The following is a 24,103-nucleotide window of genomic DNA, read 5'->3' as shown; positions in this document are numbered from 1 at the left end:
CCGGCGAGAACCGCCGGGCGCCTCACCCGTTCAGGCCGGCCTGCTTCTCCAGCCATTCCAGAATCGCCCGGGTCGTTTCTTCCGGCTTCTCTTGCTGGATCCAATGGCCGCAGTCCAGGTTGACCACTTCCACGTCGGGCACGAACTCCGCCAGCTTGTCGGATTTCGGGACCACATCCCGGTCGCCGTAGATCATGAGGGCGGGCTGCCGGATGATCGGCTCCACGTCCGCCAGCAGGTGCCAGTTACGATCAGCATTCCGGTACCAGTTGATCCCGCCCGTGAACCCTGACGTCTCGAAGGCGGAGACGAACACGGCCAGCTCCCTCTCACTCATCAAGGGCTCACCACGTGGCGTTTCCTCTCGTGCGAGATTGATCAACGCCATGCCCGGCTGCGGCTCCCTGGGAGGCTCGTTCTTGCGGTACATGTTGCGGAGGAACCGGTGGACATTCTCGTCGAACACGGCGTCCGCGACGCCGGGATGCCGATTGAAGTGGACGTAGTAGAAGTCGCTGCCGAGCGCGTCCTCGATGAACTCGACCCAGGGCTTCTCTCCACGGTCGAGGTAGGGCACGCTCAGGTTGATCACCTTGCTCACCCGGTCCGGATGCAACAAGGTCAGCCCCCAGACGACGATCGCCCCCCAGTCATGGCCGACGAAAGTCGCGTCTTCGTATCCGTAGTGATCGAGCAGTGCGACCAGGTCACCCGACAGGTGCTCGATGTCATAGTCCGTTACTTCGGCCGGGCGGGACGAGTTGCCGTAACCGCGCTGGTTCGGAACGATGACGTGGTAGCCCGCTGCGACAAGGGCGGGCATCTGATAGCGCCAGGAAAAGGCGTGCTCCGGCCAGCCGTGGCAGAGCACGATGGGCTTTCCCGCGTTCTGCTGTCCCGCTTCGAAGACTTCGAGCTGTACGTCGTTGACGGAAACCATGATGGGTTCGGGGAAATCGGCAGGGTCGAACATTTCTTTTCCTCTCGTCTCTTCGAGTGATCAGACGTCGTAGTGGGACTCTCGGTGAGGCCACGTCCCCATCTTGCGAGCGAAACCGGTCACCTCATGACCGGTTTCCTGTGAAAGTGTCGTCGGCGTGCGAACTGACCGGCTGGTGGCCATCCTCCTCTTGCTGCAACGACGCGAGCAGGTGACGGCGGCAGAGGTCGCCCGAGAGTTGGAGGTCTCCGAACGCACCGCCCGCCGCGACCTCGACGCCCTGGCCATGGCCGGGGTACCCGTTTACTCCACGCAGGGCCGAGGCGGCGGCTGGCGTCTTGTGGGCGGCGCCCGTACCGACCTGTCCGGGTTGACCGAGAGTGAGGCCCGCGCCCTGTTCCTGGTCGCCGGCCCGGCCGCCGCGACGACGCCGGCCGTGAAAGCGGCTCTGCGCAAGCTCGTCCGTGCCCTGCCGGAGCCGTTCCGGGCGCAGGCCGAGACGGCGGCGACCTCCTTGGCCAGGGACCCGGAACGATGGGGGTCGAGCCGGGTCGAGCACCCGCCGCCTCGCTTCCTCGACGAGCTCCAGGACGCGGTGATCCGCGGCGTCCAGGTGCGGCTCGGCTACGTCGACCGCGAAGGCGCCGAAACCGAGAGAACCGTCCACCCGCTGGGCATCGTCGCCAAAGGCCCGTCGTGGTACCTCGTCTGCGACACCGAGACCGGCCTGCGGAGCTTCCGGATCGACCGCGTTTCCTCCGCCGACCCGACCGGCGATCCCGTGCACCGGCCCCCGGGCTTCGACCTGGCCGAGAGCTGGCGCGCGATCGCCGACGAGATCGACCGCAGGCGAACGCCCCTGGAGACCCAGGCGGTATGCGCGCCCCAGGGGATAGGGCTGCTGCGGGCGCTGCTCGGCGGTCGGCTCCAGGTCGGAGGGCCCACGGTGGACGGCCGCATCGAGGTCGTGATCCGCGGCAACAACGAGTACGCGCTCGCCGTCGAGCTCGCCGGGCTGACCGAATGGCTCGAGGTGACCGGCCCTCCGGGCGTGCGGGACCACCTGGCCGCGATCGGCAACGCACTCGTCGAGCGATACGCCTGCTTGCCCCCCGGCCCTGTCGGTAGCGGCTGACAGCATGACGCCATGACCCTGCGACCTCTCGACGTCTCGTGGCTCTGCGACGAATACGCCGGGGAGTGCTACAGCTTCATCTACGTCCGTGCCGCGCCTGAACAGGTGATTGCCCGCCTCGGCGGCCAATGGGAGCACTTCACGCCCGGCCCCTTCCCCGGCGCCCCGGATGAATATCCACGCCCGGGGGATCCTCTCGGCGTCACCGCCATCGGGGATTGGACGTTCGTCTTCGACTCGTACTGGCTCGTCATCGACGAAGACCTGATCGCCGAGCTTTCCCAGGGCACCCGCCTCGTCTCCCAGGCCGCGCTCAGCCTGAAGGGCCTGGACTACTTCTACTGGTGCGAGGACGGCGAGATCAGGTTCTGCCACGGAGCCGATGTGAATGATCCGACCGGAACACCGGACGAGCTCGTGGAGACGATGGCCGAAATCGACCGGCTCTACCCGTCGTTTCCCGACCTCTACAAGGGGCCGGCTTTCCTTCTCGTCGAGCACCTGACCGGGATCAGGCTGACAGAGGAATTGTTGAAAGGTTGCACGTTCCTGTGGGGCGCCATCCCCGGAACGTGATGCCGGACCCCGGCCGCCTAGCTCGCCGGGCGTGGAGCGATCTGGGAGATGCGCTGGTGGGACAAGCCCAGCGCGCTGCCCGCGTCTCGGGTGCTCCACCCTTTGCCGACCAGAAGACGAGCGGCCCGATAGACCGCATCCCGCTCGGCCAGCTCGGCCTGGACACGGGCGCTGCGAGCCGCGGATACGGTGGCCAGCGCGGCAGCGACCTCAGGGTCGCCGGGGACGAACTGAACGGCGACGGCGTCGGGCTTGTCCTCGCGGAGCTTGAGGACGCAGTCGACGACGTTCTCCTTAGTTTCCTTCCAGCTCGCACCCTGTACGTGGGCTGTTTGCCCACCGGGGAGGTCACGAACGGTGGCGGTCCAGTGTTTGCCGATGCGCGTGACGGTGGCCTGGTAGGTGATGGCTTCGGGCTCGTTCTCGCCGATGTTCTCCACGGGCCCGAATTCGTCGAGAATTTCATCGGAACGTGAGCGCATGACGTCAGCGTAGAGGGATATGCCATTCATGGCTAGTGGGCTAGACAGTGCTTGTCCAGTCACCTCGCCAGGGCTGATCAGTACGGCACGTTCACCCCGGCGCCCGAGCACTTAGCTTTGGCTCAGCCTCGGTCCCGGCCTTTGGCTGCGGCTGAGAGGATGCCGACATGATCCCGAATGCTGACGACTACCTCTGGTTCAACGACGACCGGTTCCCCGATCTGGCGGACTCGTACTGCTTCACCCTTGTCCGCGACATGAGCCCCGAGTTACTGATGACCCGTCTCGGCGCCCAGGCCGAAGCTTCCCCTCATAAGACGCTCGATGAGCTGATCACTGCTTCCTACCCCGACCCTGGCACATTCGGCACCCGGGAAGGCAAGTATTTCGGAACCGTCTCCCTCGGGGATTGGCTGCTCATCGTCGAGGTGAACGGGCACCTAGGCGTGAGCAGGAAAACCATCCTGCCGTTGTCGGCTGGTACGCGACTCGTTTCGCATTCTCGCAACGTCAACGCAGTCGGTTACTTCTACTGGGTGGAAGACGGGGAGATTCGCCTCTTCTTCGACCCGCTTTTCCCCTACTCTCGCCACGGCAGTTCCCCGGACGAACTCGTGGAGGTCATGCAACGAGTCGGCTTCGACCTTGCCGACGACGACAGCGTTTCCGATAACCACGACAAGGCGGCGTTCGCACTGGCCGAGCACGTCACCGGGGTCAAGCTGACGCCACAGTTGCTGGAGGAGTCCACCTACCTGTGCGGCCTGGCGCCTCGGCCCCGATGAGCAAGCCACGACCGTTCGGGGCGCACCCCATCGCTCATCAAGGATTTCCGGCGGGGAAGTCAGTGGCGAGAGCGCCGTAGACGAAGGTGTCCGTCCACTCGCCCTTGCTCCACCAGTCCTGCCGGAGGTGGGCTTCGCGCTGCATTCCGGCGCGCTGCGCGAGTCGTGCGGAGGCCTCGTTGCGAGCGTCCATCTGCGCTACGACCCGGTGCACCCGGTACTGCTCGAATGCCAGCCGGAGCACGGCTCGCACGGCCTCCGTCGCGAACCCTCGGCCACTGTGGGCGGGGTCCATCACCCAGCCGATTTCGGCGACTCGACGCTCCACGTCGGTCAGCCAGATCGCCACGTCGCCGACGACCGCGCCCTCATGCTCGATGATCATGGCAAGAGCGGAATTCCGGCTGTCGAGGCCCGTCCGCACCATCCGCTCGCTGATACGGCGGGCAGCGTCCTCCTCCGACCACGGCTCTTCGAGAAGATAGCGAGCGACGTCGGGGCGACTGTAGGTGCGCCACAATGCGTGTACGTCGGCTTGCTGGTACAGCCTCAGCCGTAGCCGCTCCGTCTCCAGGGGAACCAGCGTGATCGGTTCGAGGTCGAGAGCGTAGTGCTGCGCGACGACCTCCTGGCCCGAAGGGGCGACACCACGGGTCTCTTCGCCTCGGCCGAAGCCGGACCGTTCGAGCACCCGCCGAGACGCCTCGTTCTCGGGAACGGTACGAGCTGCGAGCCTGGTGAATCCGCTGCGCCTGGCGAACTCGACCGCGAGATCCAGCGCCGCCGCGGCGACGCCCTTGCCCCGGTGATCCGGGTGCACCCAGAAGCCGACCTCGACAGAGCCTTCCTCCACGCCGAACAGCACCAGACTCCCGGCGAAGGCGTCGTCGGCGGGGTCGGCGACGGTCAGCACCGCGAGGTCGCCGCGCTCCATCCCTTCGCGGATCGTCCCCTCGATCAACGCTTTCACGGACGCCTCGGTGTACTCGGGCTCCGGCAGATGCGCGTACTGACGCACTGCGGGGTCGGCTGTGCCCGCGGCATACGCGCCGGCGTCGGCGGGGCGCATAGCACGCAACACTGCACCCTTGTTGCGAAGCGGGAGAAGGCTGGCATCCAACATACCGGGTAAACTAACATAGTTCGGATAAAGTGGTCATGTGAGTTATTGGGAGCGCCGCAAGCCTGTCCGCAGAGCGCGCGCCGTGGACGTGCGCGACGTCGCACGAACGGCCGTGGAGCTGCTGGACGAGGGCGGACTGCGAGCGCTCACCGTCCGCGCCGTCGCGTTCCGGCTGGAAGTGGCTCCTGCCAGCCTGTACTCCAGAGTCACGTCGGTCGACGACCTCTACGACCTCGCGCTCGATGACGCACTCGGGCGCGACACCGGCCTGCAGGAAGCCCTCGAGCAGGCCGGGCTTCACGCCTTGATGCTCGCCTACTACCGCCATCTCGTACGGCACCCCTGGGCGTGCCAGGTCATCGCCATGCGCGCCCCCAGGGGGCCGAACCACCTGCGCCTCTCCGAACGCATGTGCGTCCTGCTCGCCGAGCGCGGCGCGACCGACCCCCTCAGCGATGCGTATGCGCTGTCGAACTTCGTCATCGGCAGCGCGACAACGACCCCGACGGCAGGCCACGAGCGAGACGCCCCCGTAGACAGCGAGATCGCCCCGCTCTACGCATCACTCCACGCGGCACACACAGTGGACACCGAAACCATCATCGAGGCGGGACTCGACGCCCTCCTGCACCGATAACCGCCGAGCCCAGCCGGCGCGGCTTGTAGGTGGCGCCAGGAAAGCTGGCGGTGAGTTCAAGTCGCCCGCCGATGGCCTCCACATAACGGGCCACCACGTCCACGGATGAGACTTCGCCACGCTCGATCTGCGAGACCCGCGCCTTCGTCACGCCCATCAGGGAAGCAACCTCGTTCTGTGTCAACGCAGCGCTCTTGCGGCGCTGGGCAAGCTGCCAAGCATCGATGAAATCGTCAACGATGCGCCGGGTCTCAGCAAGGGCCTCTTCTCCTCCGGCCTGCTCAACGTGCCCGGCGCGGTTCCACTTCTTGAACGTCGTCATTGGCGCTACTCCTCCCCTTCTGCGCGCTCTTTCAAAAAATTCGTACAGCCGCTCCGCGTGCGGTATGGCTTCCTCATGCCAGCGGTTAGGTTCGGCAGGGCTCGCCTTGATCTTGTCTGCGGCAACGAGAACGATGGCATCTCGTCCAGGGTCGAAGACGAACAGCAGTCGAAGTGCGCTACGTCCGGAGGACCGGAGGCGCAGTGTGACTGGTTCACCTTGCCCACGAGTGGCCTACCCGGCGCCGAACGCCTTTGACGTTGGTCGGCTTCGCGCTACCCGCAAGACCTGTACGTCTTAGCTCGTCGCCCTGGACATCCGCCCGCGCGTGGCCATGCAGATCCTTCGCCACGCACAGATCCCCACGCATACAGCGAAGTCTCATCCACGGAGACGCGCCGAGCGCTGACGGCTTCTCCCGCCGCGTGACGACGGTGCCGTTTGCGACTCGTAGCCGGTCCACCGCAAGAGGAGGACGAGTGCGCCCGCAAGGGTCGTGATCACGCCGGAGAACAGGGCGACGACGGCTACGACGAACTCCCCGTCCGGATCACCGATCCCGGAAGGTCGTCCTTCGACCCAGTTCATCGCCGCCCACGCCTGCGTTGCGACGACCAGGCCGAACAGCGTCGTGATCGAACCCAGGGCGTAGCCAGGTGTACGCGTCCACGACCGCGTGGCGGTCAGCACGACGCCCACCAGCAGCGCGACCGGAACGGTTACGACCTGTCCGGCGTCCAGCGCCATCAAGGCGGCGAGTCGGGCGTGCTCGAAGTTCTCGCCGCGCTGAAGCCATATGAGCGGCAGCACTGCGACACCGCTGAGAAGGCCGATCGCCAGCAACCGAAGCATCGCCACGTACAGAATGATCGTTCACCGGTTCGTCGCTGTGCCACCCCGGCTGAGCGTCAGCTGAAAAGGCCGCTTCCCGATCATGGGTGACCAGCGAAGACGCAGCTCACAGCCTTGATCTCATGCCCCGAGGCTCTCCGCTGTTTCCTCCTGATCCTCGCCTCATCGGGCACGCGACGGGCACGGCCACAGCCGGCGGTCCCCGTTCCGGCAGCCTTCCGTCCCTGATCGACTTCAGTACGCTCCGGCTGTGGAAGTCCGCCCCTGTGCTCGTGAAGGTCATCGCCGGTCTGGCGATAACGGCGCTCCTGCTGGGCGGGCTCGCGTACATGGGACTGACGAGGCTCACCGGTTCAGGGTGCACTTCCGAAGAGGCGAATTTGATCCGGGTGCTGGCGGCACAGAAGATACTCACCGCTCATCCGGAACGGGCCGTCTCCAGGGACGGCTACACCGGATGTTTCCGAGACGATACGTTCTTCACGCGGGCAGATTCTATGAATCCTCCGGCATTCAGGGGGAGTACACCTCTTTCTACGACACGGCGGCTAAGGCCGACGGATGGCGGCCAGTCGTCATCGAAGATCCCGCAACGGACACCTGCTATACCAAGAAGATCAAAGGAGCCACAGCCTTCCTCTCGGTCGGAAGGCACCGCGTGGACGGCGTCGAAGGGTACGGCATCGACATCTCCGCCTCCTATGGTGACGTCCCGGAAGACGGCGGACTCCTGTGCTGAAGTCGCCTCATCAAAAGTGGAGTGGGAAGCGAGCCGTTCCGCGCATGTTCCGGTTCTTGTGCAGGGGCATGCCACCGATCAACAGGTGGAGTGGATCAACCCACCTACGGGGATGGTCGCCGCCAGGGCGTTGTAACGCTCGACGGCGGCCGTCGTCTCCTCCACATAGATCTCGACGCCCTTCTCCATCAAGAGGTCCAGCGTCTCGGGGCAGGTCTGCAGGACCAGCCGCATGCCACGGGACAGAACGATCGTCTGGCTGCCGTTTTCGAGTAGCTCCTGGACGTCGGCGGGTTGGATGCCGCGAGTGTGCCGGGTGCCGGTCTCGTTCCAGTCCCAGTGCCGTCCTCCACCGGGATAGAGCTTGAAGTCCTTGCCTTCGCCCAGGCCCTCGACTACCGTCCGGCCCCAGGAAATCTGTGTGATAAGCGGCGATCGACGCTCCATACCGCGAGACTACTTCTCGCTGTGCCGCAGACAATCAATCCAGGCCCGCCTGATCGTCTCGTCGCCGTCGATCCGGGAGCTGATGGCGCGCATGGGCCACTCCAGCACACGGGCCGCGCTCATCTACCAGCACTCCACCGACGAACGGCAGCGCGAGGTAGCCCGCAAGCTGGACAAGCTGGCCCGCGGCGCACTCACGAAGAACCCATCGGGCACGCCCTGGAACCGCCCTTTGCACAAGCCGAAAGCCCAGGCCGCCTGACCTGGGCTCTCGTGTGTGTGGAGCCTAGGAGATTCGAACTCCTGACATCCTGCTTGCAAAGCAGGCGCTCTGCCAGCTGAGCTAAGGCCCCTTGAGCGAACGAAAGCTAGCTTACCGAACCTACGCGGGTACCTGCGTCGTGCCGAGGTCGTCCGTGAGGATCAGGTCGGGGAGGCTGCTGATCGACTCCAGGAGATGGGTGGCACCCCCTTTGACCAGGCGTTCGCGGCTGTGGACGCCGGTGAGGACGCCGGCCACGATGGCGGCGCCGGCGCTGCGGCCGCAGAGCATGTCGCTTTCGGAGTCGCCCGCGACCGCCACCTGGCGGACGTCGGGGATGCCGAGGCGGAGCACGGCGTGCAGGACCATGTCGGGCCAGGGGCGGCCGCGGCCGCCCGCGTCTTCGGGGGTGATGGCGAGGTCGACCTTGTCATGCCAGTTGAGCATGGCGAGGACCCGGCTCAGCGTGGTGCGGCTGAAGCCGGTGATCAGGGCGACGTGGACGCCGGAGCCCCGGAGTTTGTCGAAGACCTCGATGACGCCGGGCGTCGGGATGAGGCCGGCGCGTTCGATGGCGCCCTCGTAGGAGCGTTCGAACGTGAGGTTCGCCGCCTGGGCCTGTGCTTCGTTGTCGGGGAAGATCCCGCGGAAGACATCGATGGTCGGGCGGCCCCGGGACCGGTGCACGTGAACCATGGCACGTGCGTAGGCCCCGGTCCCGGGGACTATGCCCTGGGTCGCGATCGCCTCGGCGAACGCGCGCTCGACCATGGCGATGTCACCGACCGTGGTGCCTGAAAGGTCCAGGCACGCCAGTTTGATGGGGATGACGTCACTCATCGCCTCGCCGGTCGGTTAGTTCTCGCTACCGGTCGCCTCGGTCCACAGATCGAGCTCGGCGCGGTCAGCCTGCACCTTGCGCCAGATCAGCAACCCCCCAAGGGCGACCAGCGCCAGAACAAGCAGCTTCTTCACGGTGTGACCCCACTTCTTCGACGGTCTCACCTGCCGGGGTGAGACCCAACGGTTGACTTGCAGCCTAGCAAGTGATGGCAGCGGTCCTACGTACCCATCAGTTGGATCATGCCAAATGCGGCGGGTGAGTGCGCGAGGAAGAAAGTCCCCTCCGTCGGGCATACCCCAGGGGGGTAGGGTGTTAGAGTCTGCAGAGCAGACAGCACGAGTTTACGAAGGAGCACGACATGAGCACCGCCACCTTCACCGTGAACGGCATGACCTGCGGCCACTGCGTGAGTTCGGTCAAGGAGGAGGTCGGGGAGGTCGCCGGCGTCACGTCCGTGGAGGTCGACCTGGCGAGCGGCCTGCTGACCGTGGTCAGCGACGCCCCCGTCGACCGGTCCGACATCAGCAAGGCCGTCGAAGAGGCCGGTTACGAGCTGGCCGGGTAGGCGGCTCAGTGCCGGCGGCCGAAGAACCGCCGGGCGCGGTCGCCTGAGAGCGGCGCGTCGTCCGGCGGTGTCGGCTGCCGTACGATCACGACGGTCGTACGGGCGTGCCGCGCGCAGTACATGCTGGTCGAGGGCAGGAACATCCTGCTGATCAGCCCGCGCCTGCCCCGGCCGAGCACCAGCAGATCACCCTCGCCCGCCAGGTCGACGAGGTGATAGCCGGGGTCGCCGACCCTGGCCAGCATGGCGACGGTGAGGTCGTCGGGCACGCCGCCCGCCACGTCGTCGAACACGCCCGCCACCACCTCCGCGCAGCGGGCCTCCTCCCCCTGCCTGACGGCGTGCTGCACGGGCAGCGCCTCGGGGAACGGATGCACGGGAGCCCGGCTGACGTGCACGGCGACCAGCGCCATGCGGTGGAGCCTGGCCACGCCGATCGACCAGGCCAGCGCCCAGCGCGAGGCCGGGGACTCGTCCACTCCCACGATCAGCCTCGGGCCGCCAGGCAGGTCCTGATCCACCACGCCCCTCCCTCGGGTGGTTGAGGTACCCGACCATATTGCTCCCTCCAGCCCGTTACCGGGAGGTGGGAATCGCGAACCTCTTTACTCCTAGACCAGGTTGAGCAAGTCGTCGTAAAGAGTGGCGCGTTCCTGCTCCGTGAGCGTCGCGTACGGGCGGGCGGCGCGGCGGTTCGTACCGGACTCGACGCGGTCGCGCAGCGGGCCGGGGCGGAGGGCGACGATCTCGGCCGCCGTGAGCCCTTCGGCCTGCCAGGACGCAGCGTGACAGTCGGCGCGGTGGTAGCGGAGCGCGGCCAGGCGGTTGAACAGGAGCACACCGGGAGGGGTTCCGTCCGGTTCGTACGGCGGGGCCATGACGGCGAGGGCGCCGCCCGGGTCGCGTCTCGCCTCGTCGAGCACCCGGCCCACCAGGGTGGCGGGGCCGGTCACGTCCGGCCAGATGCGGGTCACGGCGGCCGCGTGCGCGGCGTAGAGGTCGTGGACGGCCGCCAGGCCCTGGCCGGTGAGGCGCAGTACGCCGTCCTGCTCGGTCAGGGCGCCCTCGTGGAGGTGTGCCCGGAGGTCCCGTTCGCGTTCGTCGGCGTCGCCGTACCGGTAGACGGTGGCGAGGTCGTCCCGGGTGACGGGGCGGAGCGGGAGGACGTAGCGGAGGTCGTTCAGGAGCCCGTCGGGGGGACGGCGGGCGGAGGCGTGCACGTTGACGTGGACCGCGTCGATAACGGGCGCGATGGCCGCGGCGAATGACGGCAGGTCAGGAAATTTCGGCATTGGGGGTCATTTAAGCAGCGCTCCCCTCCTTCAGAGCGCCGTGCAGGAAGATCTCGACGAGCTGGGCCGTACCGAGCTCGTCGGGGCTCATGCCGGGGCAATCCCTCGGCGAACGGGCGGCAGGCGGGCGTGCCATGATGGCGGCATCGTGTCTTCAAGCCTGCCGTTCCGCCTGATCCGCACCGCGGTGTTCGCCGGGGTGTGCCTCGGGCTGGGCGTGGTGGCGCACGTGTTCGGCGGCGGGAGCGTGACCGGGTCCGCCCTGGTGGCGGGGTTCGCGGCGGCGTTCTGCCTGGCGCTGCCCGTCGCGGGGCGCGAGCGCGGCGCGTACGTGATCATGCCCTTGCTGGGCACGGCGCAGGCCGTGCTGCACGTGCTGTTCTCGCTGGCGCACGCCGGGTCGGCGGCCGAGGCGGTGGCGCACGTCGCGCACGCCTCCTCCTCCGGGCTGGTGCCCGGGCTCGGCATGCTGGTCGCCCACGGGTGGGCGACCGCGCTGACCGCGCTCTGGCTGGCGCGCGGCGAGGCGGCCCTGTGGGGGCTGCTGCGGCGGCTGGTCACGCGGCTGCTCGCCGTGCTGCTGCCGGTGCTCGACACTCCTTTCTCCGCCCCTCGTACGGTCGAGCCGCCGGTGCTGCGTTCGGCCGTGCTGCGGCACGTCGTCAGCCTGCGCGGGCCGCCCCGGGTCGTCGGAACCCACTGATTCTCCTTCCGACGATCCACACCCTGTGCATGCCGTACGCGCGCGTCACGGGGTGAAGAAAGGCATGTCCGATGTACGTTCGTCCTGCGCTCCTGCTGGCTGCCGTCGTGGCGTTGAGCGGGTGCGGCACCGCCACCGAGAGCACCACGGCCACCGCGACCCAAGAGCCCACCGCCGCCGCCGTCCCCGCGGCCCAGGGGCTGACCATCACCGATCCCTGGGTGAAGACGGTCAAGAAGGGCATGACCGCCGCCTTCGGAACCCTCGTCAACAACACCGGCGCCGACCTGACCGTCACCGCCGGGGCCTCGCCCCTCTCGCCCACGATCGAGCTCCACGAGGTGGTCGACTCGGGAGGGAAGATGGTGATGCGCCCGAAGGAGGGCGGGTTCGTCGTCCCGGCCGGGGGCAAGCACGAGCTGCGGCCCGGCGGCGACCACATCATGCTCATGGGCGTCACCGAAGAGGTGAAGCCGGGCGCGCGGATCCCGTTCACGCTCACCGTGAAGGGCGGGGCGCCGCTGGAGTTCACCGCCATCGGCAAGGATTTCGCCGGTGGTAAGGAGGACTACCAGCCCGGCATGGAGCACTGATGTCCGGGATCAGCCGGCGTGGGCTGTTCGTGGCCGGGGCCGCCACTGCCGCCGCCACCGCTGTGGGCGGCAGCGCCCAGGCGTCGGCGGGCTCCGGGGTGGAGGCGTTCCACGGGACGCACCAGGCCGGGGTGGCGACGGCTCCCCAGGCGCACGCCGTGTTCGTGGCCTTCGACCTGCTGCCCGGCACCGACAAGGAGGCGCTGACCCGGCTGCTGCCGCTGCTGACCGACGACGCCCGCCGCCTCACCCAGGGGCAGCCCGCATTGGCCGACACCGAGCCCGAGCTGGCCGCCGGTCCGGCGCGGCTGACCGTGACGTTCGGGTTCGGGCCGGGGCTGTTCAAGGCGGCGAAGGCGGAGTCGCCCCTGCGGCCGCTGCCCGCGTTCGAGACGGACAAGCTGGACAAGCGGTGGAACGGCGGCGACCTGCTGGTGCAGATCTGCGCCGACGACAACCTGACGGTCGCCCACGCCCTGCGGATGATCGTCAAGGACGCGCGGTCCTTCGCCCGGGTCCGGTGGACGCAGCGTGGCTTCCGCAGCTCCGCCGGAGCGCCGGGCGTCACGCAACGCAACCTGATGGGCCAGCTCGACGGCACCGTGAACCCGACGGACCTGGACAAGGCCGTATGGATCACCGACGGCCCGGAATGGCTGCGCGGCGGCACCACGCTCGTCTTCCGGCGCATCCGCATGAACCTGGAGACCTGGGACGCCGCCGACCGGGTGGCCAGGGAGTTCACCATCGGCCGCCGCCTCGACACCGGCGCCCCGCTGACCGGCCGGGCCGAGCACGACGAGCCCGACTTCGACCGGCTGAACGGGTTCGGCTTCCCGGTCATCTCCGAGTACGCGCACATCAGGCGGGCCCGTACCGCCGATCCCGGCCTCCGCATCCTGCGCAGACCGTACAACTACGACGAAGGGATCAGCGCGGACGGGACCTCGGATTCCGGGCTGCTGTTCGCCTCCTACCAGGCGGACGTGGAGCGGCAGTTCGTCCCCGTCCAGCAGCGGCTGGCGGAGGGGGACCTGCTCAACGAATGGGTGACGACGATCGGCTCGGCCGTGTTCGCCGTCCCGCCCGGCTGCACGGCCGACGGCTGGATCGGGGACAGGCTGCTGTCGTGACCCGGGCGTGGCCCGTGCCGCCTGGTGCGGGCCACGGCATAGTGGTTCCCGTGAACCGGGTCATCATGACGGTGCTCCTGGCGCTCCCGCTCGCGGTGTCCGGGTGCGGCGGTGGCGAGCGCGAGGTGACGGCGGAGGACGTGCTGCGCTACCGCGCCCGGATCGAGCACTCGTCCCTGGACGTCTCCCTGATCACGTCCTGGGCCGACTACCCGGCCGTGGAGACGCCCGAAGCGCTGGCCGCCCAGGAGGGGACGGTCGTCGGCGGGGTCGTCGACGACTGGCAGCAGGGGCCGGCGGCTGCGACCTACCCGGGCGGGCCGCTGGACTACCTGATGCTCATGCGGGTGCGGGTGACCGATCCGGTGAAGGGCGCCACGGCCGGCTCGTACGTGTTCGCCGGGTTCGACCAGGGCGCGGTGGTCAGGGATGCCACCAGGGCCGCAGCGGACTGGCTGCCCGCGAAGGGCGTCGCCGACTACCGGCGCGCGATTCCCCCGGGGACGAAGGTCGTGCTGTTCGGCGACCCGCGTCCCCCGCTCGGGAACATCGTGAAGCCGGGCGACCCGCTGCCGGAGGGGGCGAGGATCATGTCCACGCCGCCGCAGGGGGTGGTCCTGGAGGATGCCGAGCTGGGGGTGCTGGTGGGCGGGATGGACCGGCTCGACCACGGCGGACCGGCCTGGCTGGAGTCCGCCACGGTGGCCGAACTGGTCGAACGGCTCAGGTCCCGGTGAACCATCTGGCTTACTCGGCGCCGCTCATCCTGCTCCACTGCGTGCCCTCGTCGCCTTCGAGCAACTGCCCGTCCCCCTGGTACGCGATTTCGTACCGCGACGGATCCCAGGTGCCCTCGGCATTCTTGAGAACGGCGCTCAACTCGAAAGGACGCCCCTTGTTGTCGATGACCAACGGCTTTTCCTGACCCTGGCTGAGCGTGTCGGCGCGGAACACGAAAGAGCAGTATCGCTTTTCCGTGGTCACATAGAAATGCAGAACGACCTCCTCGTCGCGCTTCAGCGAGATGGTCTTCTCCGAGAAGTACGGGCCGGCGAACTTGAATCTCTCCAGCCGCTGCGCCTCGGTGGGATCCGAGTCGAGGTCGAACCCGAGCCGCACCACCTCGTCCTCCGCCCCGCCCGGCGGGTCCCAGAAGATGGTCCCGGCATGCGGCGGTGTGCATTTCTTGTCGGCCGTGATCTGCATGATCCGCACCTGCTTGTCACGGTTGCCACGCAGGACGACCTCGACCCGCATCTGCCCGAGAGGGACGCTGCCGTTACGCGCGAACCACGCCTGCTGCTCTTCATAGGTCAGGTCGTTGAACTGCTCCAGCTCGCTGACGCTCATGTCCACCGGCTTCGGCAGCGTGTGGATGTTGCCGAAACCCAGGTCGTCCCATTCGAGCTTCACCCGGTCGATCAGGATGGGCGGCTCGGAAGCATCCTCGGCGGAGGCGGTGGGCGAGGTCGGCGCCACCGAGGTCGGCGCCACCTGGGTCGGCGTCCCCGGCTCCGAGGCACCGGGTACGGGGGTCAGGCCGGCCAGATACTCCGCCGCATAGCCCACGACGAAAGGGGCGGCGATTACCGTGACGATCGGAATCGCGTACCAGGCTCGTTTACGACGGGGGTGAGGTGCGGCGGAACCCGGTGAGTGATGCCTTCTGGAAACCGGCCTACCGCCTCGTCGCATCGCATTCCTCACACGTCGCCCGACAGGGCTGCGATTGTAACGTGGGCAGGGTTTCGGATACGAGCCGTCGCGGGGAAAGGGGGTCCTTTCTCGGCGGCGTGGACTGGGCCTAGGGGAGCTGCTCGACTGGGGTTATGGCGAATCGCGCAGAAGGCTGGGAGGGGCGCGGCTTCTGGGCTCTCGGTGGGGGATACGGGTGTTGCGAGGGTCTTGAGGCATTGAGGTTACGACGGCTGAGGTGGGGCGAAAGCTCGGGCGCCGCCAGGCGCCCGTCCTGGCAGGCAGCCCGAGCGGAGCGAGGACCGCCCGGGGTCGGGCCTGGCCCGACTGGGAACGAACGCCTGAGCCCCCAGGCGCGACAGCGCCGACGGCGAAGCCCGCTCGCCAGGGCAGGCAGCCCCGGCCCACAACGGGTGGCGTCAAGGGGCCGCCAGTGCCTCCGTAGGCGACAGGCGTGACGCCCTGATGGCCGGGTAGAGCCCCGCCACCGCCCCGATCACCAGCGTCGCCGCCAACCCGCCCGCCGTGGCCTCGGCCGGAATGACGCTGGGCCATCCCTCGTACGTGGCGTATCCCACGGTCACCACCGCCCCGATGCACACGCCCCCCACCCCGCCCATCGCCGACAGCAGCAGCGACTCGGCGAGGAACTGGGTCCGGATCTGCCCCCGGGTAGCCCCGAGCGACCTGCGCAGCCCGATCTCCGAGCGCCGTTCCAGCACCGAGATGACCATGGTGTTGGCCACCCCCACCCCGCCGACGATGAGCGCCACCGCCCCCACGCCCAGCAGCAGCCCGGTGAACGCCTGCTCCGTAGCCTGTTTGGCCGCCAGCGCGTCGGAGGGCCGGGAGATGTCGATCTCGTTGGACGCCTCGGGGTTGGCGGTGCCGGCGAGGACCGACCGTACGGCCTCCATCCGGTTTTCGTCGACGCGCGTGTAGAGGGTGGTCGGGTGGCCGTCGTAGTCGAGGATGCGTTCGGCGGCGGGCCAGCCGACGAGGGCGCCGGTGTCGAGGTCGGCGGCGAGGGCGACGGGGTGGAGGATGCCGACGACGGTGAAGCGTTCGCCGCCGATGACGACCTGGGCGTCGGGGCCGGCGGCGGTGATGCCGAGCCGTTGGGCGGCGGTGGCGCCGAGGACGACGGCGGGGTAGGTGTGGGTGGCGGCGTTGAGCCAGGTGCCGCTGCGCAGGGTGGCGCCGAGGACCTGGGGCAGGTCGAGGCGGGCGGCGTAGGCGGCGAGGCCGCCGGTCTGGGCGGCGGGGATCTGTTCGGACCGGTAGACCTTGGCTTCGGGGATCTCGCCCATGGCGGAGACGGCCTGGACGGGGCCGATGCGTTCGATCATGGCTTCGGCGTCGACGGGCATCTTGGCCTGTTCGCCCATGATGGTCTGCCCGGAGGAGACGGTGAGCAGGTTGGTGCCGAGGGCGGAGAGCTGGCGGTCGAGTTCGGCGCCGGACGAGGAGGAGATGCCGACGACGCCGATCATGGCGGCGATGCCGATGGCGATGCCGAGTGCCGACAGGAAGGCGCGCAGGGGGCGGGTGCGCAGGCCGACGGCGCCGACGCGCATCACGTCGCGGGGGCGCATCCTGGCCACGGTGAGGGGGGCGGTCATCTGGTGGCTCCGGTGAGCGCGGCGGAGTCGGCGACGATACGGCCGTCGCGCATGCGTACCTGCCGGGGCAGGCCGCCGGCGATCTCCCGATCGTGGGTGATGATCACGATGGTGGTGCCGGCGGCGTGCAGGTCGTGCAGCAGTTCCATGACGCCGGCGCCGGAGACGGAGTCGAGGGCGCCGGTGGGTTCGTCGGCGAGCAGGAGCGGCGGGTCGCCGGCGACGGCGCGGGCGATGGCGACGCGCTGGCGTTCGCCGCCGGACAGTTCGTGGGGCTCGTGGTCGATGCGGTGGCCGAGGCCGACGCGGTCGAGGGCGGCGCGGGCGCGGCGGCGGCGTTCGGCGAGCGGCAGGCCGCTGTAGAGGAGGCCGTCGGCGACGTTGTCCAGCGCGGCGACCCTGGCGGCCAGGTGGAAGTGCTGGAAGACGAAGCCGATACGGGTGCCGCGCAGCGCGGAGAGCTGGTTGTCCGACAGCGTGGACACGTCGTGGCCGTCGATGCGCACGGTCCCGCTGGTGGGCCGGTCGAGGGTGCCGATGGTGTTGAGCATCGTGGACTTGCCGGACCCGGACGGGCCGACGATGGCGACGAGCTCGCCGTGCCGGATCTCCAGGGAGACGGAGGCCAGCGCGGTGACGCCGCCGGGGTAGGTCTTGCTCACGTCGGTCAGGGAGATCATGAGGCGGCCGTCCCCACGGTCATGCCTTCGGCCAGGCCCTCGCCTTCGATCTCGACGCGCCCGCCGGAGAACAGGCCGGTCTCGACGGCGACGTACCGGGTGGTGGCGCCCTCGACGATCTCGACGCCGAAGCCGCCTTCGCGCAGGGCGACGAGTGAGGCGATGGGCACGGTGAGGACGTTCTCGCGCTTGTCGGCGGTGAAGGTGACGTCCACGGCGGCGTTGTCGAGGCCGGCGGCCTTCTTCCTGTCCTTGGCGTCGAGCGTGACGAGCGCTTCGATCTTGGTTTCCGGGTCCTGGTTGCCCTCCCCCGGCACGATGATGGTGGCGACCTCGGTGACCCTGCCGCGCGCGGTGCGGCCGTCGGGCAGCGTGACGGACACCTTGGCCTTCTCCTTGGCCAGCCGCTGGTCCTCAGCGTCGAGCCGGACGGTGACGACCTTGGTGGTGCCGGTGTAGGACAGCACCTTCTGGCCCGGGGAGGCGGGCTGGCCGACCTGGGCGTCCAGCGTGTCGACGCGGATCTTGCCGTCGGCGAACACGACCCGGCCGAGCTCGACCACGCCGGTCTGTTCGAGGCCGCGGTCCTCCTGCCATTCCATGACGGCGGCGGCGGTGGCGTAGGTGTACTCGTCGTCGACGGTGAAGCCGTCGTAGCCGAGCTTGCTGAGGTTGCGTTCCAGGTTCTCGACGTCGCGGCCCTCGACGCCGTCGCGGAGGTCCCGGTACGCGGGTGTGGACCCGTACATGAGGACGACCGGATCGTTGTCGACGCGGTAGAGCGATCGGCCGCGGGTGATGGTGTCGCCGCTGTCCGGCAGCCAGGTGATGGTGCCGGGCTTGCGGTTGACGGCGGTGGTGGCGGGGCCGTAGCCGAGTTCGCCGTCGGCCTCCAGCGTGTCCTCCAGGGTCTCCTTGGCGATCTGGGTGGTGGCCGGGGGGAGCGCGGCGGCGGCGCTCGCAGGTTCGCCGGTGCGGTCGAGCATGCGGACGGTCACGGCCGCCGCCGCGCCGGCGAGGGCGACGGCGACGAGCAGTCCGATGATCTTTCTCCCCCGGCCGCGGCGGCGGCGCGGCCGGTCGGACCCCGTCGTCGAGCCCGTCTGGTCGTCGAGGGCGGCCGGACCCATCAAGAACCTCCCATGGTGTCGTCCATCTGGCAGGTCTTCTGGGCGGCTTCGAAGTCAGGGTCGTCGGCGACGTTCTTGGTCATCCTGAGCATGCCGCCGTCGGGGTCGGGGAACTCCTCGACGCCGTTGTCGCGCATGCACTGGGCGAGCTTGCGGAGCTTCTCGGCGCCCTGCGGGTTGCCGTTGCCGCCCATGCCGCCCTTGGGCCGCAGGTCCTCGCAGGCCTTCTGGGCCTTGTCCATGGCCTCCTTGCTGCCGGGGCCCATCGTCATCTTGACGCCCTGGCCGGGCTTGGGGTCCTCGATGTCGATGCCGTTCTCGCGCATGCACTGCGCCCATTTCACGCCCTGGGCGCCGGGGTCGAGGCTGGGCTGGGCACTGGCGGTGGACTGCCCGCCGCTGACGGAGGCCACGCCGTCGCCGGTGCCGGCGTCGGCGCCGCAGGCCGTGAGTGACAGTGCGAGCACGGCGATCACGCCAAGGGTTCGCATCCGGTGTTCTCCTCGTTCCGCGCGGCCGGTCGGGTGCCGGCCGTCGAGACGCAAGAGAACAGGCCGGGCTGTTTCTCCGCTGTTTCCGCCGGCGCTAACGGGGAGTAAACATCACATCCGTCACGATCGTCCCAGGTCAACGGAAGGGCATGGGCATGCGCGTGCTGGTGGTGGAGGACGAGCGGATTCTCGCCGACGCGATCGCCGAGTGGCTGCGGGACGAGACGCACGCGGTCGACACCGCGCACGACGGCGAGGCGGCGCTGGAGCGGATCGCGGTCAACGACTACGACGTGGTCATCCTGGACCGGGACCTGCCGCTCGTGCACGGCGACGACGTGTGCCGGGAGCTGGTGGCGTCGGAGTCGACGGCGCGGGTGCTGATGCTGACCGCCGCCGGGGAGATCGGCGACCGGGTGACGGGGCTGTCGCTGGGCGCCGACGACTATCTGGCCAAGCCGTTCGCGTTCGTGGAGCTGGCCGCGCGGGTGCACGCGCTGGGGCGGCGGGCGCGCCCGGCCGCGCCGCCGGTGCTGCGGCGGGCCGGGATCACGCTCGATCCGGCCCGCCGCGAGGTCTATCGCAACGACCGGTACGTGCCGCTGTCGAACAAGGAGTTCGCGGTGCTGGCCGAGCTGCTGCGGGCCGACGGGGCCGTGGTGTCCACCGAACAGCTGCTGGAGAAGGCGTGGGACGAGCACGCCGACCCGTTCACGGGCGTGGTGCGGCTGACGATCCTCAAGCTGCGCCGCAAGCTCGGCGACCCGCCGATCGTGGAGACCGTGCTGGGCGCCGGATACCGCATCTCATGAGGTCGATCTCGCTGCGGGTCCGGCTCACCGTCGTCTACGGCGCGGTGTTCCTGGTGGCCGGGCTGGTGCTGCTCGGCGTCACGTACCTGCTGTTCAACCAGGAGGTGACCCGGATCTTCGAGAACAAGTACGGCGACCGGGACGACAGCGGGAACAGGAAGTTCCTCAGCATCATGGTGGACGGGGTGCCGCTCGGCCCGGAGGCGTCGCTGGCGCTCATCCGGCAGCAGGAGGAGGAGTTGCGCGGCGCGGCGCTCACGTCCCTGATCGTGCAGGGGCTGATCGCGCTGGCCGTGGTGGGAGTGCTGGCGTTCGGGCTGGGCTGGCTGGTGGCCGGCCGGGTGCTGGCGCCGCTGCACCGGGTGACCGCGACCGCCCGGCAGATCGCCGCCGCCCCGATCGCCGACCGGGGCCTGGCCGCGCGGATCGCCCTGGACGGCCCCCGGGACGAGGTCAAGGAGCTGGCCGACACCTTCGACACGATGGTGGAGCGGCTGGCCCACTCCTTCGACGGGCAGCGCCGGTTCGTCGCCAACGCCTCGCACGAGCTGCGCACCCCGCTCACGCTGAACCGGGCGCTGGTGGAGCTGGCCATGCACCGGCGTACGGCCTCCGCGGACGTCAAGCAGCTCGGCGAGAGCCTGCTGGAGATCAACGCCAGGCACGAGCGGCTCATCTCGGGCCTGCTGCTGCTGGCCCGCGCCGAGCACGAGATCGCCGACCGCTCGCCGGTCGACCTGGCCGACGTGGTGTCGCACGTGGTGGGGCAGACGGCGCCGGAGGCCGCGCAGGAGAAGGTGACGGTGCACGAGGAGGCGTTCCCCGCGCCCACCAGCGGTGACGCGCTGCTCCTCGAACGCCTGGTGACGAACCTGGTGGAGAACGGCATCCGGCACAACACGCACGACGGCACCGGCTGGGTCAGGGTGTCGAGCCGGAGCGCGTCGGGCGAGCAGGTCACGGTGACCGTGGTCAACACCGGGCCGGTCGTGCCGCCGTACGACATCCCGGAGCTGTTCAAGCCGTTCCGCAAGCTGGGCGGGGACCGGCTGGTGACGGGGCGGAGCGCCGGGCTGGGCCTGTCGATCGTCCGGTCGGTGGCGCGCGCGCACGGCGGCGACGTGACGGCGCGCCCGCGCGAGGGCGGCGGGCTGATCATCACGGCGACGCTGCCGAGAGCGGCGACCTGGATGCCGTGACGCCGGCCAGACGCGGCCCTTAACACGGGATTCCGACCGGGTTATGTTGAGATCATCATGCGCAGCGCGATCAAGGTGCTGCTCGCCGACGACCAGACGCTGCTGCGCCGCGCGCTGGCCGCGCTGCTGCGGCTGGAGCCCGGTCTGGAGGTCGTCGGCGAGGCGGCCGACGGGGACGAGGCGCTGGCCGCGGCCGGCCGGCTGCGCCCCGACGTGGTGCTGCTCGACATCCAGATGCCCGGCAGGGACGGCCTGACCACGGTCGCCGGGCTGACGGAGCTCGGCTGCCGGGTGATCATGCTGACGACGTTCGGCAGGCCGGGCTACCTGAGCAGGGCGATGGCGTCGGGCGCGGCCGGGTTCGTGGTCAAGGACGTCTCCCCCGAGGCGCTCGTCGAGACGATCAGGAAGGTGCACGCCGGGCTGCGCGTGGTGGACCCGGTGCTGGCCGCCGAGTCGCTGGCCGGCGGTCCCTGCCCGCTGACCTGGCGGGAGCGGGAGATCCTGCTCGCCGCCGCCGACGGCGGGACCGTCGCCGACCTGGCCCGCCGGTTCAGCCTGTCGGAGGGCACGGTGCGCAACCATCTGTCGTCCGCGATCGGCAAGACGGGGGCGCGCACCCGAGCCGAGGCGGTCCGGATCGCCGACGAGCGCGGCTGGCTGTGAGCCTCAGGGCACCTGACCGGCCTCGTCCACCAGGGCCGTGGCCAGCACGGGCATCGCGAACTCCGTGCCGTCGCGCACGGCCTTCCAGCCCAGGTAGTCGTAGTCGACGGGGTCCAGGATCGTGTAGCCCTTCCCCGCCTCTCCCAGGTCGAGCACGACGCCGAGGCCCTTGCGGCCGAAGCCGGCGTCGACGTTCTCCTCGATCCGGACGTTCGGGATCCTGCCCAGGGCCCGGAACATGGCCGCGGCCTTCTCCGGCGGGATGATCGGCCCGAACTTCAGATACCACTGGATCGTGCCGAAGGCGTTCACGTCGTCCTCGGTGCCGGGCGGGCAGTTCGGCTGGCAGATGGAGCCGGCCCGGGGGGCAAGCGTGCGGATGTGCGCCAGCAGCCGGTCGGGGTCGTCGGGCAGGCGCTCCAGCTCGGCCTGCGTCTTGCCGGGGTTCGCCGGGCCCTTCTCGGCCTCGCTGATCTTGAGTTCGCCGCCGGGCTTGCGGATGGCCGCCAGCTTGCCGTCCATCCGGGTCCAGGACTCGTACACGGGCAGCTCGGGGACCGGCTGGCCCTCTTTCATGTAGATCCACTGGTCAGGCCGGATGTCCGGCATATCGGACTTCTCGGCGACGAGCGCGGCGTCCTCCAGCACGGCGGCGGCGGTGAGCGGCGGCTTCACAGCGGGCTCGCCGTCACGCAGCACCGCGAACCCGGCCGCCGCCAGCCCGAAGGCCCCTACCAGGGCCACCCCCAGCCGCCAGCGGGGAAGCCGGCGCGCGCCGCCGCCGGCCGCGGCCGTCATGGCCGACCGCAGCCGGGCCTCCTCGGCGCGTACGTCCAGGTCGCGCGGAACCTCGTCCCGCAGCCGGGTGAGCAGCTCCATCTCATCCACGTCCGTACTCCTCGCTCGTAGCGGTGGGGTCGACCTCGCCCAGTGCCCGGCGCAGCTTCTTCCTGGCCCGGAAGACCCGTGAGCGCACCGTCCCCACGGCCACGCCGAGCGACCTGGCCGCGTCCTCGTAGCTGAACTCGCCCCACGCCACCAGCAGCAGCGCGTCCCGGTGCCCGGCGGGCAGGCCCGCGAGCGCGGCAGCCAGCCGGCCGCGCACCTCGGCGGCGGCCACCCGGCCCTCGACGCGATCGGTGAACGGCTCCACGACCGGGTCCGCCCCCGTACGGCTCAGGGCCCGGTAGAGGGAGATCTCGCTGCGGCGGTGCCTGCCGATGAGATTGGTGGCGATCCCGTACAGCCAGGGGCGCGCGTCGGCGCGGGTCAGGTCGTACGTGCCGCGCTGCCGGAAGGCGGCGGTGAACGTCTCCGCCACGACGTCCTCGGCCGCCTCGACGCCCAGCCGGCGGACCACGTACCGCTTGAGCGCGGGCGCGTGCCGGGTGAACAGGGCGGCGAACGCCTCGGGATCGTGCCGGGAGCGCGCGATCACCTCGGCGTCACCGGCCGTCCCGGGCTCGGCGAGCGGCGAGCGCTGTTGTCGCATCTCAAGGACCTTTCGGGGTGGGCACTGACATGAGTGATTGCCACCCCGCGCGGTCACGGTTCCCGCTTTCTCACGAAAAGGTACGGACGGCCTCCAGGCAGCGTTCCACCACCGGGCGCGGATCGAAGGCGTAGGACCCGTCGCCGAACAGCTCGAACGTCATCGCCCCGCCGTACCCCCGGCGGCCTAGCGCCTCCAGGTAGTCGCCCAGCGACAGCTCCCCGTCACCCCAGGCCAGGTGCCCGGCGGGGCTCCCGTCGATCAGGTGCACGTGACGGACCCGGTCGCCGAGCGCGTCGAAGTAGTCGTCCACGCCCTCCCCCGCCGTCGCCATGCCGACGGTGTCGAGCACCGCCCCCAGGTTCGGCGCGCCGATCTCGTCCAGCATCCTGGCCAGCGTGAGGGAGTCGTTGACCAGGTTGGACTCCACCCGCTGGAGCGGTTCGAGCACGCACGTGACGCCCAGCGCGCCCGCGTAGGCGGCGATCTCGCCGACGGCGTCGACCGAGCGCCGCCAGGCGGCCTCGACCGGTTCGTCCTCGAACCCGCGCCCCGGCGTGAGCAGCAGCAGCTCGGCCCCGAGCTCCACGCACAGCTCGGCGGCGCGGCGGAACATCGCGACGCTCTCGGCCCGCAGCCAGGTCACCGGCGAGGCCACGTTGACCGGGTACATCACCTGCTCGGGGGTCAGGCAGCGCACCCGCAGCCCGCGCGATTCGGCCTGCCGCCGGATCGCCCGCGCCTCGGCGTCGCTCGCCCGGGGCACGTGCAGGTGCGGCGCGATCCCCCACAGCTCCAGCTCGGACCGACCGAGGTCGGCCGCATCGTCGAGGAACCGCTCGAACGGCAGGTGCTGGTAGGAGAAGTTCGATCCGGTGATGTTCAC

At 69.5% G+C, this 24,103-nt stretch carries 32 protein-coding genes, 1 tRNA gene and 1 pseudogene; 14 read left to right on the top strand and 20 right to left on the bottom strand.

Annotated features, from left to right (window positions below; translation table 11 throughout):
* Positions 1–22: 22 nt before the first annotated feature.
* The gene (locus ACBI99_RS34785) at positions 23–973 is read right to left on the bottom strand and encodes an alpha/beta fold hydrolase (protein ID WP_219504260.1); all 951 of its coding nucleotides are present in this window, start codon (positions 971–973) and stop codon (positions 23–25) included.
* A 124-nt stretch (positions 974–1,097) separates the two neighbouring features.
* Here ACBI99_RS34785 and ACBI99_RS34780 point away from each other — a divergent pair, with 124 nt between their 5' ends.
* The gene (locus ACBI99_RS34780; RefSeq protein ID WP_375074386.1) at positions 1,098–2,075 is read left to right on the top strand and encodes a helix-turn-helix transcriptional regulator; all 978 of its coding nucleotides are present in this window, start codon (positions 1,098–1,100) and stop codon (positions 2,073–2,075) included.
* A 12-nt stretch (positions 2,076–2,087) separates the two neighbouring features.
* The gene (locus ACBI99_RS34775; protein WP_375074385.1) at positions 2,088–2,651 is read left to right on the top strand and encodes a DUF6461 domain-containing protein; all 564 of its coding nucleotides are present in this window, start codon (positions 2,088–2,090) and stop codon (positions 2,649–2,651) included.
* Positions 2,652–2,668: 17 nt separating this feature from the next.
* Here the strand turns inward: ACBI99_RS34775 and ACBI99_RS34770 are convergent, their stop codons facing one another.
* A complete protein-coding gene (locus ACBI99_RS34770; protein ID WP_219504266.1) occupies positions 2,669–3,133 on the bottom strand; it encodes a hypothetical protein in 465 nt (154 codons plus the stop codon).
* 167 nt (positions 3,134–3,300) lie between these two features.
* Here ACBI99_RS34770 and ACBI99_RS34765 point away from each other — a divergent pair, with 167 nt between their 5' ends.
* The gene (locus tag ACBI99_RS34765; protein WP_375074384.1) at positions 3,301–3,918 is read left to right on the top strand and encodes a DUF6461 domain-containing protein; all 618 of its coding nucleotides are present in this window, start codon (positions 3,301–3,303) and stop codon (positions 3,916–3,918) included.
* Positions 3,919–3,955: 37 nt separating this feature from the next.
* On the opposite strand, the gene ACBI99_RS34760 is transcribed toward ACBI99_RS34765, so the two are convergent.
* Entirely contained in the window at positions 3,956–5,041 is a 1,086-nt protein-coding gene (locus ACBI99_RS34760; RefSeq protein WP_219504271.1) for a GNAT family N-acetyltransferase, read from the bottom strand.
* An 82-nt stretch (positions 5,042–5,123) separates the two neighbouring features.
* Here ACBI99_RS34760 and ACBI99_RS34755 point away from each other — a divergent pair, with 82 nt between their 5' ends.
* On the top strand, positions 5,124–5,678 hold the full coding sequence (locus ACBI99_RS34755) for a TetR/AcrR family transcriptional regulator C-terminal domain-containing protein (protein ID WP_375074383.1): 555 nt from the start codon (positions 5,124–5,126) through the stop codon (positions 5,676–5,678).
* Here ACBI99_RS34755 and ACBI99_RS34750 read toward each other — a convergent pair.
* From ACBI99_RS34750 to ACBI99_RS34740, 3 genes and pseudogenes are all read right to left on the bottom strand, one after another.
* A complete protein-coding gene (locus tag ACBI99_RS34750) occupies positions 5,641–6,000 on the bottom strand; it encodes a helix-turn-helix transcriptional regulator (protein ID WP_219504280.1) in 360 nt (119 codons plus the stop codon). The two genes, ACBI99_RS34755 and ACBI99_RS34750, sit on opposite strands and share 38 nt — an antisense overlap.
* A gap of 54 nt (positions 6,001–6,054) precedes the next feature.
* A pseudogene (locus tag ACBI99_RS34745) lies at positions 6,055–6,204 on the bottom strand (addiction module toxin RelE); the annotation flags it as partial.
* Between the two features lie 177 nt (positions 6,205–6,381).
* Entirely contained in the window at positions 6,382–6,858 is a 477-nt protein-coding gene (locus tag ACBI99_RS34740) for a hypothetical protein (RefSeq protein ID WP_219504282.1), read from the bottom strand.
* 451 nt (positions 6,859–7,309) lie between these two features.
* Here ACBI99_RS34740 and ACBI99_RS34735 point away from each other — a divergent pair, with 451 nt between their 5' ends.
* The gene (locus tag ACBI99_RS34735; RefSeq protein ID WP_375074382.1) at positions 7,310–7,591 is read left to right on the top strand and encodes a hypothetical protein; all 282 of its coding nucleotides are present in this window, start codon (positions 7,310–7,312) and stop codon (positions 7,589–7,591) included.
* 78 nt (positions 7,592–7,669) lie between these two features.
* Here ACBI99_RS34735 and ACBI99_RS34730 read toward each other — a convergent pair whose 3' ends face one another.
* Entirely contained in the window at positions 7,670–8,038 is a 369-nt protein-coding gene (locus tag ACBI99_RS34730; RefSeq protein ID WP_375074381.1) for an Mth938-like domain-containing protein, read from the bottom strand.
* A gap of 82 nt (positions 8,039–8,120) precedes the next feature.
* Here ACBI99_RS34730 and ACBI99_RS34725 point away from each other — a divergent pair, with 82 nt between their 5' ends.
* Positions 8,121–8,300: a hypothetical protein gene (locus tag ACBI99_RS34725; protein ID WP_375074380.1), complete on the top strand. Its 180-nt coding sequence runs from the start codon at positions 8,121–8,123 to the stop codon at positions 8,298–8,300.
* Positions 8,301–8,318: 18 nt separating this feature from the next.
* On the opposite strand, the gene ACBI99_RS34720 is transcribed toward ACBI99_RS34725, so the two are convergent.
* The 3 genes from ACBI99_RS34720 to ACBI99_RS34710 form a co-directional block, all read right to left on the bottom strand.
* A tRNA-Ala gene (locus tag ACBI99_RS34720) sits at positions 8,319–8,391 on the bottom strand.
* Positions 8,392–8,420: 29 nt separating this feature from the next.
* Complete coding sequence (locus ACBI99_RS34715) at positions 8,421–9,140, bottom strand: HAD family hydrolase (protein WP_219504288.1); 720 nt, start codon at positions 9,138–9,140, stop codon at positions 8,421–8,423.
* A gap of 15 nt (positions 9,141–9,155) precedes the next feature.
* Positions 9,156–9,275: a DLW-39 family protein gene (locus ACBI99_RS34710; protein ID WP_013130296.1), complete on the bottom strand. Its 120-nt coding sequence runs from the start codon at positions 9,273–9,275 to the stop codon at positions 9,156–9,158.
* 227 nt (positions 9,276–9,502) lie between these two features.
* Between ACBI99_RS34710 and ACBI99_RS34705 the strand changes: the two genes are divergently transcribed.
* The gene (locus ACBI99_RS34705) at positions 9,503–9,709 is read left to right on the top strand and encodes a heavy-metal-associated domain-containing protein (RefSeq protein ID WP_219504290.1); all 207 of its coding nucleotides are present in this window, start codon (positions 9,503–9,505) and stop codon (positions 9,707–9,709) included.
* A 5-nt stretch (positions 9,710–9,714) separates the two neighbouring features.
* On the opposite strand, the gene ACBI99_RS34700 is transcribed toward ACBI99_RS34705, so the two are convergent.
* Together ACBI99_RS34700 and ACBI99_RS34695 are read right to left on the bottom strand one after the other, a co-directional pair.
* Positions 9,715–10,233, bottom strand: a complete 519-nt coding sequence (locus ACBI99_RS34700; protein WP_357582910.1) for a universal stress protein — start codon at positions 10,231–10,233, stop codon at positions 9,715–9,717.
* An 87-nt stretch (positions 10,234–10,320) separates the two neighbouring features.
* On the bottom strand, positions 10,321–11,001 hold the full coding sequence (locus ACBI99_RS34695; protein WP_375074379.1) for a hypothetical protein: 681 nt from the start codon (positions 10,999–11,001) through the stop codon (positions 10,321–10,323).
* A gap of 148 nt (positions 11,002–11,149) precedes the next feature.
* Between ACBI99_RS34695 and ACBI99_RS34690 the strand changes: the two genes are divergently transcribed.
* The 4 genes from ACBI99_RS34690 to ACBI99_RS34675 all read left to right on the top strand — a co-directional run bounded on the left by ACBI99_RS34690 (position 11,150) and on the right by ACBI99_RS34675 (position 14,167).
* Positions 11,150–11,704, top strand: coding sequence for an MFS transporter (locus ACBI99_RS34690; protein ID WP_375074378.1), 555 nt, complete (start codon positions 11,150–11,152; stop codon positions 11,702–11,704).
* A gap of 71 nt (positions 11,705–11,775) precedes the next feature.
* A complete protein-coding gene (locus ACBI99_RS34685; protein ID WP_375074377.1) occupies positions 11,776–12,297 on the top strand; it encodes a copper chaperone PCu(A)C in 522 nt (173 codons plus the stop codon).
* Positions 12,297–13,430, top strand: a complete 1,134-nt coding sequence (locus ACBI99_RS34680; protein WP_357582902.1) for a Dyp-type peroxidase — start codon at positions 12,297–12,299, stop codon at positions 13,428–13,430. The genes ACBI99_RS34685 and ACBI99_RS34680 overlap by 1 nt, the downstream gene beginning before the upstream one ends.
* Before the next feature lie 50 nt (positions 13,431–13,480).
* Positions 13,481–14,167: a hypothetical protein gene (locus tag ACBI99_RS34675; RefSeq protein WP_375074376.1), complete on the top strand. Its 687-nt coding sequence runs from the start codon at positions 13,481–13,483 to the stop codon at positions 14,165–14,167.
* Between the two features lie 10 nt (positions 14,168–14,177).
* Here ACBI99_RS34675 and ACBI99_RS34670 read toward each other — a convergent pair whose 3' ends face one another.
* The 5 genes from ACBI99_RS34670 to ACBI99_RS34650 form a co-directional block, all read right to left on the bottom strand.
* Positions 14,178–14,999: a hypothetical protein gene (locus ACBI99_RS34670; protein WP_375074375.1), complete on the bottom strand. Its 822-nt coding sequence runs from the start codon at positions 14,997–14,999 to the stop codon at positions 14,178–14,180.
* 545 nt (positions 15,000–15,544) lie between these two features.
* Complete coding sequence (locus ACBI99_RS34665; RefSeq protein ID WP_375074374.1) at positions 15,545–16,747, bottom strand: ABC transporter permease; 1,203 nt, start codon at positions 16,745–16,747, stop codon at positions 15,545–15,547.
* Positions 16,744–17,427, bottom strand: a complete 684-nt coding sequence (locus ACBI99_RS34660) for an ABC transporter ATP-binding protein (RefSeq protein ID WP_219504307.1) — start codon at positions 17,425–17,427, stop codon at positions 16,744–16,746. Before ACBI99_RS34660 ends, ACBI99_RS34665 begins: the two co-directional genes overlap by 4 nt.
* On the bottom strand, positions 17,424–18,557 hold the full coding sequence (locus ACBI99_RS34655) for a peptidoglycan-binding protein (protein WP_375074373.1): 1,134 nt from the start codon (positions 18,555–18,557) through the stop codon (positions 17,424–17,426). Before ACBI99_RS34655 ends, ACBI99_RS34660 begins: the two co-directional genes overlap by 4 nt.
* Complete coding sequence (locus tag ACBI99_RS34650; RefSeq protein ID WP_219504310.1) at positions 18,557–19,048, bottom strand: hypothetical protein; 492 nt, start codon at positions 19,046–19,048, stop codon at positions 18,557–18,559. Before ACBI99_RS34650 ends, ACBI99_RS34655 begins: the two co-directional genes overlap by 1 nt.
* 155 nt (positions 19,049–19,203) lie before the next feature.
* Here ACBI99_RS34650 and ACBI99_RS34645 point away from each other — a divergent pair, with 155 nt between their 5' ends.
* The 3 genes from ACBI99_RS34645 to ACBI99_RS34635 are packed head-to-tail and all read left to right on the top strand — an operon-like array spanning position 19,204 to position 21,725.
* A complete protein-coding gene (locus ACBI99_RS34645; RefSeq protein ID WP_357582891.1) occupies positions 19,204–19,860 on the top strand; it encodes a response regulator transcription factor in 657 nt (218 codons plus the stop codon).
* Positions 19,857–21,059 carry a sensor histidine kinase gene (locus ACBI99_RS34640; RefSeq protein WP_375074372.1) on the top strand — a complete coding sequence of 401 codons (1,203 nt, stop codon included), beginning with the start codon at positions 19,857–19,859 and terminating at the stop codon, positions 21,057–21,059. Before ACBI99_RS34645 ends, ACBI99_RS34640 begins: the two co-directional genes overlap by 4 nt.
* Before the next feature lie 57 nt (positions 21,060–21,116).
* Complete coding sequence (locus ACBI99_RS34635; protein ID WP_357582889.1) at positions 21,117–21,725, top strand: response regulator transcription factor; 609 nt, start codon at positions 21,117–21,119, stop codon at positions 21,723–21,725.
* Positions 21,726–21,728: 3 nt separating this feature from the next.
* Here the strand turns inward: ACBI99_RS34635 and ACBI99_RS34630 are convergent, their stop codons facing one another.
* The 3 genes from ACBI99_RS34630 to ACBI99_RS34620 all read right to left on the bottom strand — a co-directional run bounded on the left by ACBI99_RS34630 (position 21,729) and on the right by ACBI99_RS34620 (position 24,103).
* A complete protein-coding gene (locus ACBI99_RS34630) occupies positions 21,729–22,604 on the bottom strand; it encodes a CU044_5270 family protein (RefSeq protein ID WP_375074456.1) in 876 nt (291 codons plus the stop codon).
* Position 22,605: 1 nt separating this feature from the next.
* Complete coding sequence (locus ACBI99_RS34625) at positions 22,606–23,217, bottom strand: RNA polymerase sigma factor (protein WP_219504320.1); 612 nt, start codon at positions 23,215–23,217, stop codon at positions 22,606–22,608.
* Positions 23,218–23,287: 70 nt separating this feature from the next.
* On the bottom strand, positions 23,288–24,103 hold the full coding sequence (locus tag ACBI99_RS34620) for a sugar phosphate isomerase/epimerase family protein (RefSeq protein ID WP_375074371.1): 816 nt from the start codon (positions 24,101–24,103) through the stop codon (positions 23,288–23,290).

Source organism: Nonomuraea sp. ATR24 (assembly GCF_041950485.1).
Classification (GTDB): domain Bacteria; phylum Actinomycetota; class Actinomycetes; order Streptosporangiales; family Streptosporangiaceae; genus Nonomuraea; species Nonomuraea ceibae.
The sequence above is the reverse complement of the archived record's forward strand: the minus strand, read 5'-3'. Positions and strand labels throughout refer to the sequence as shown.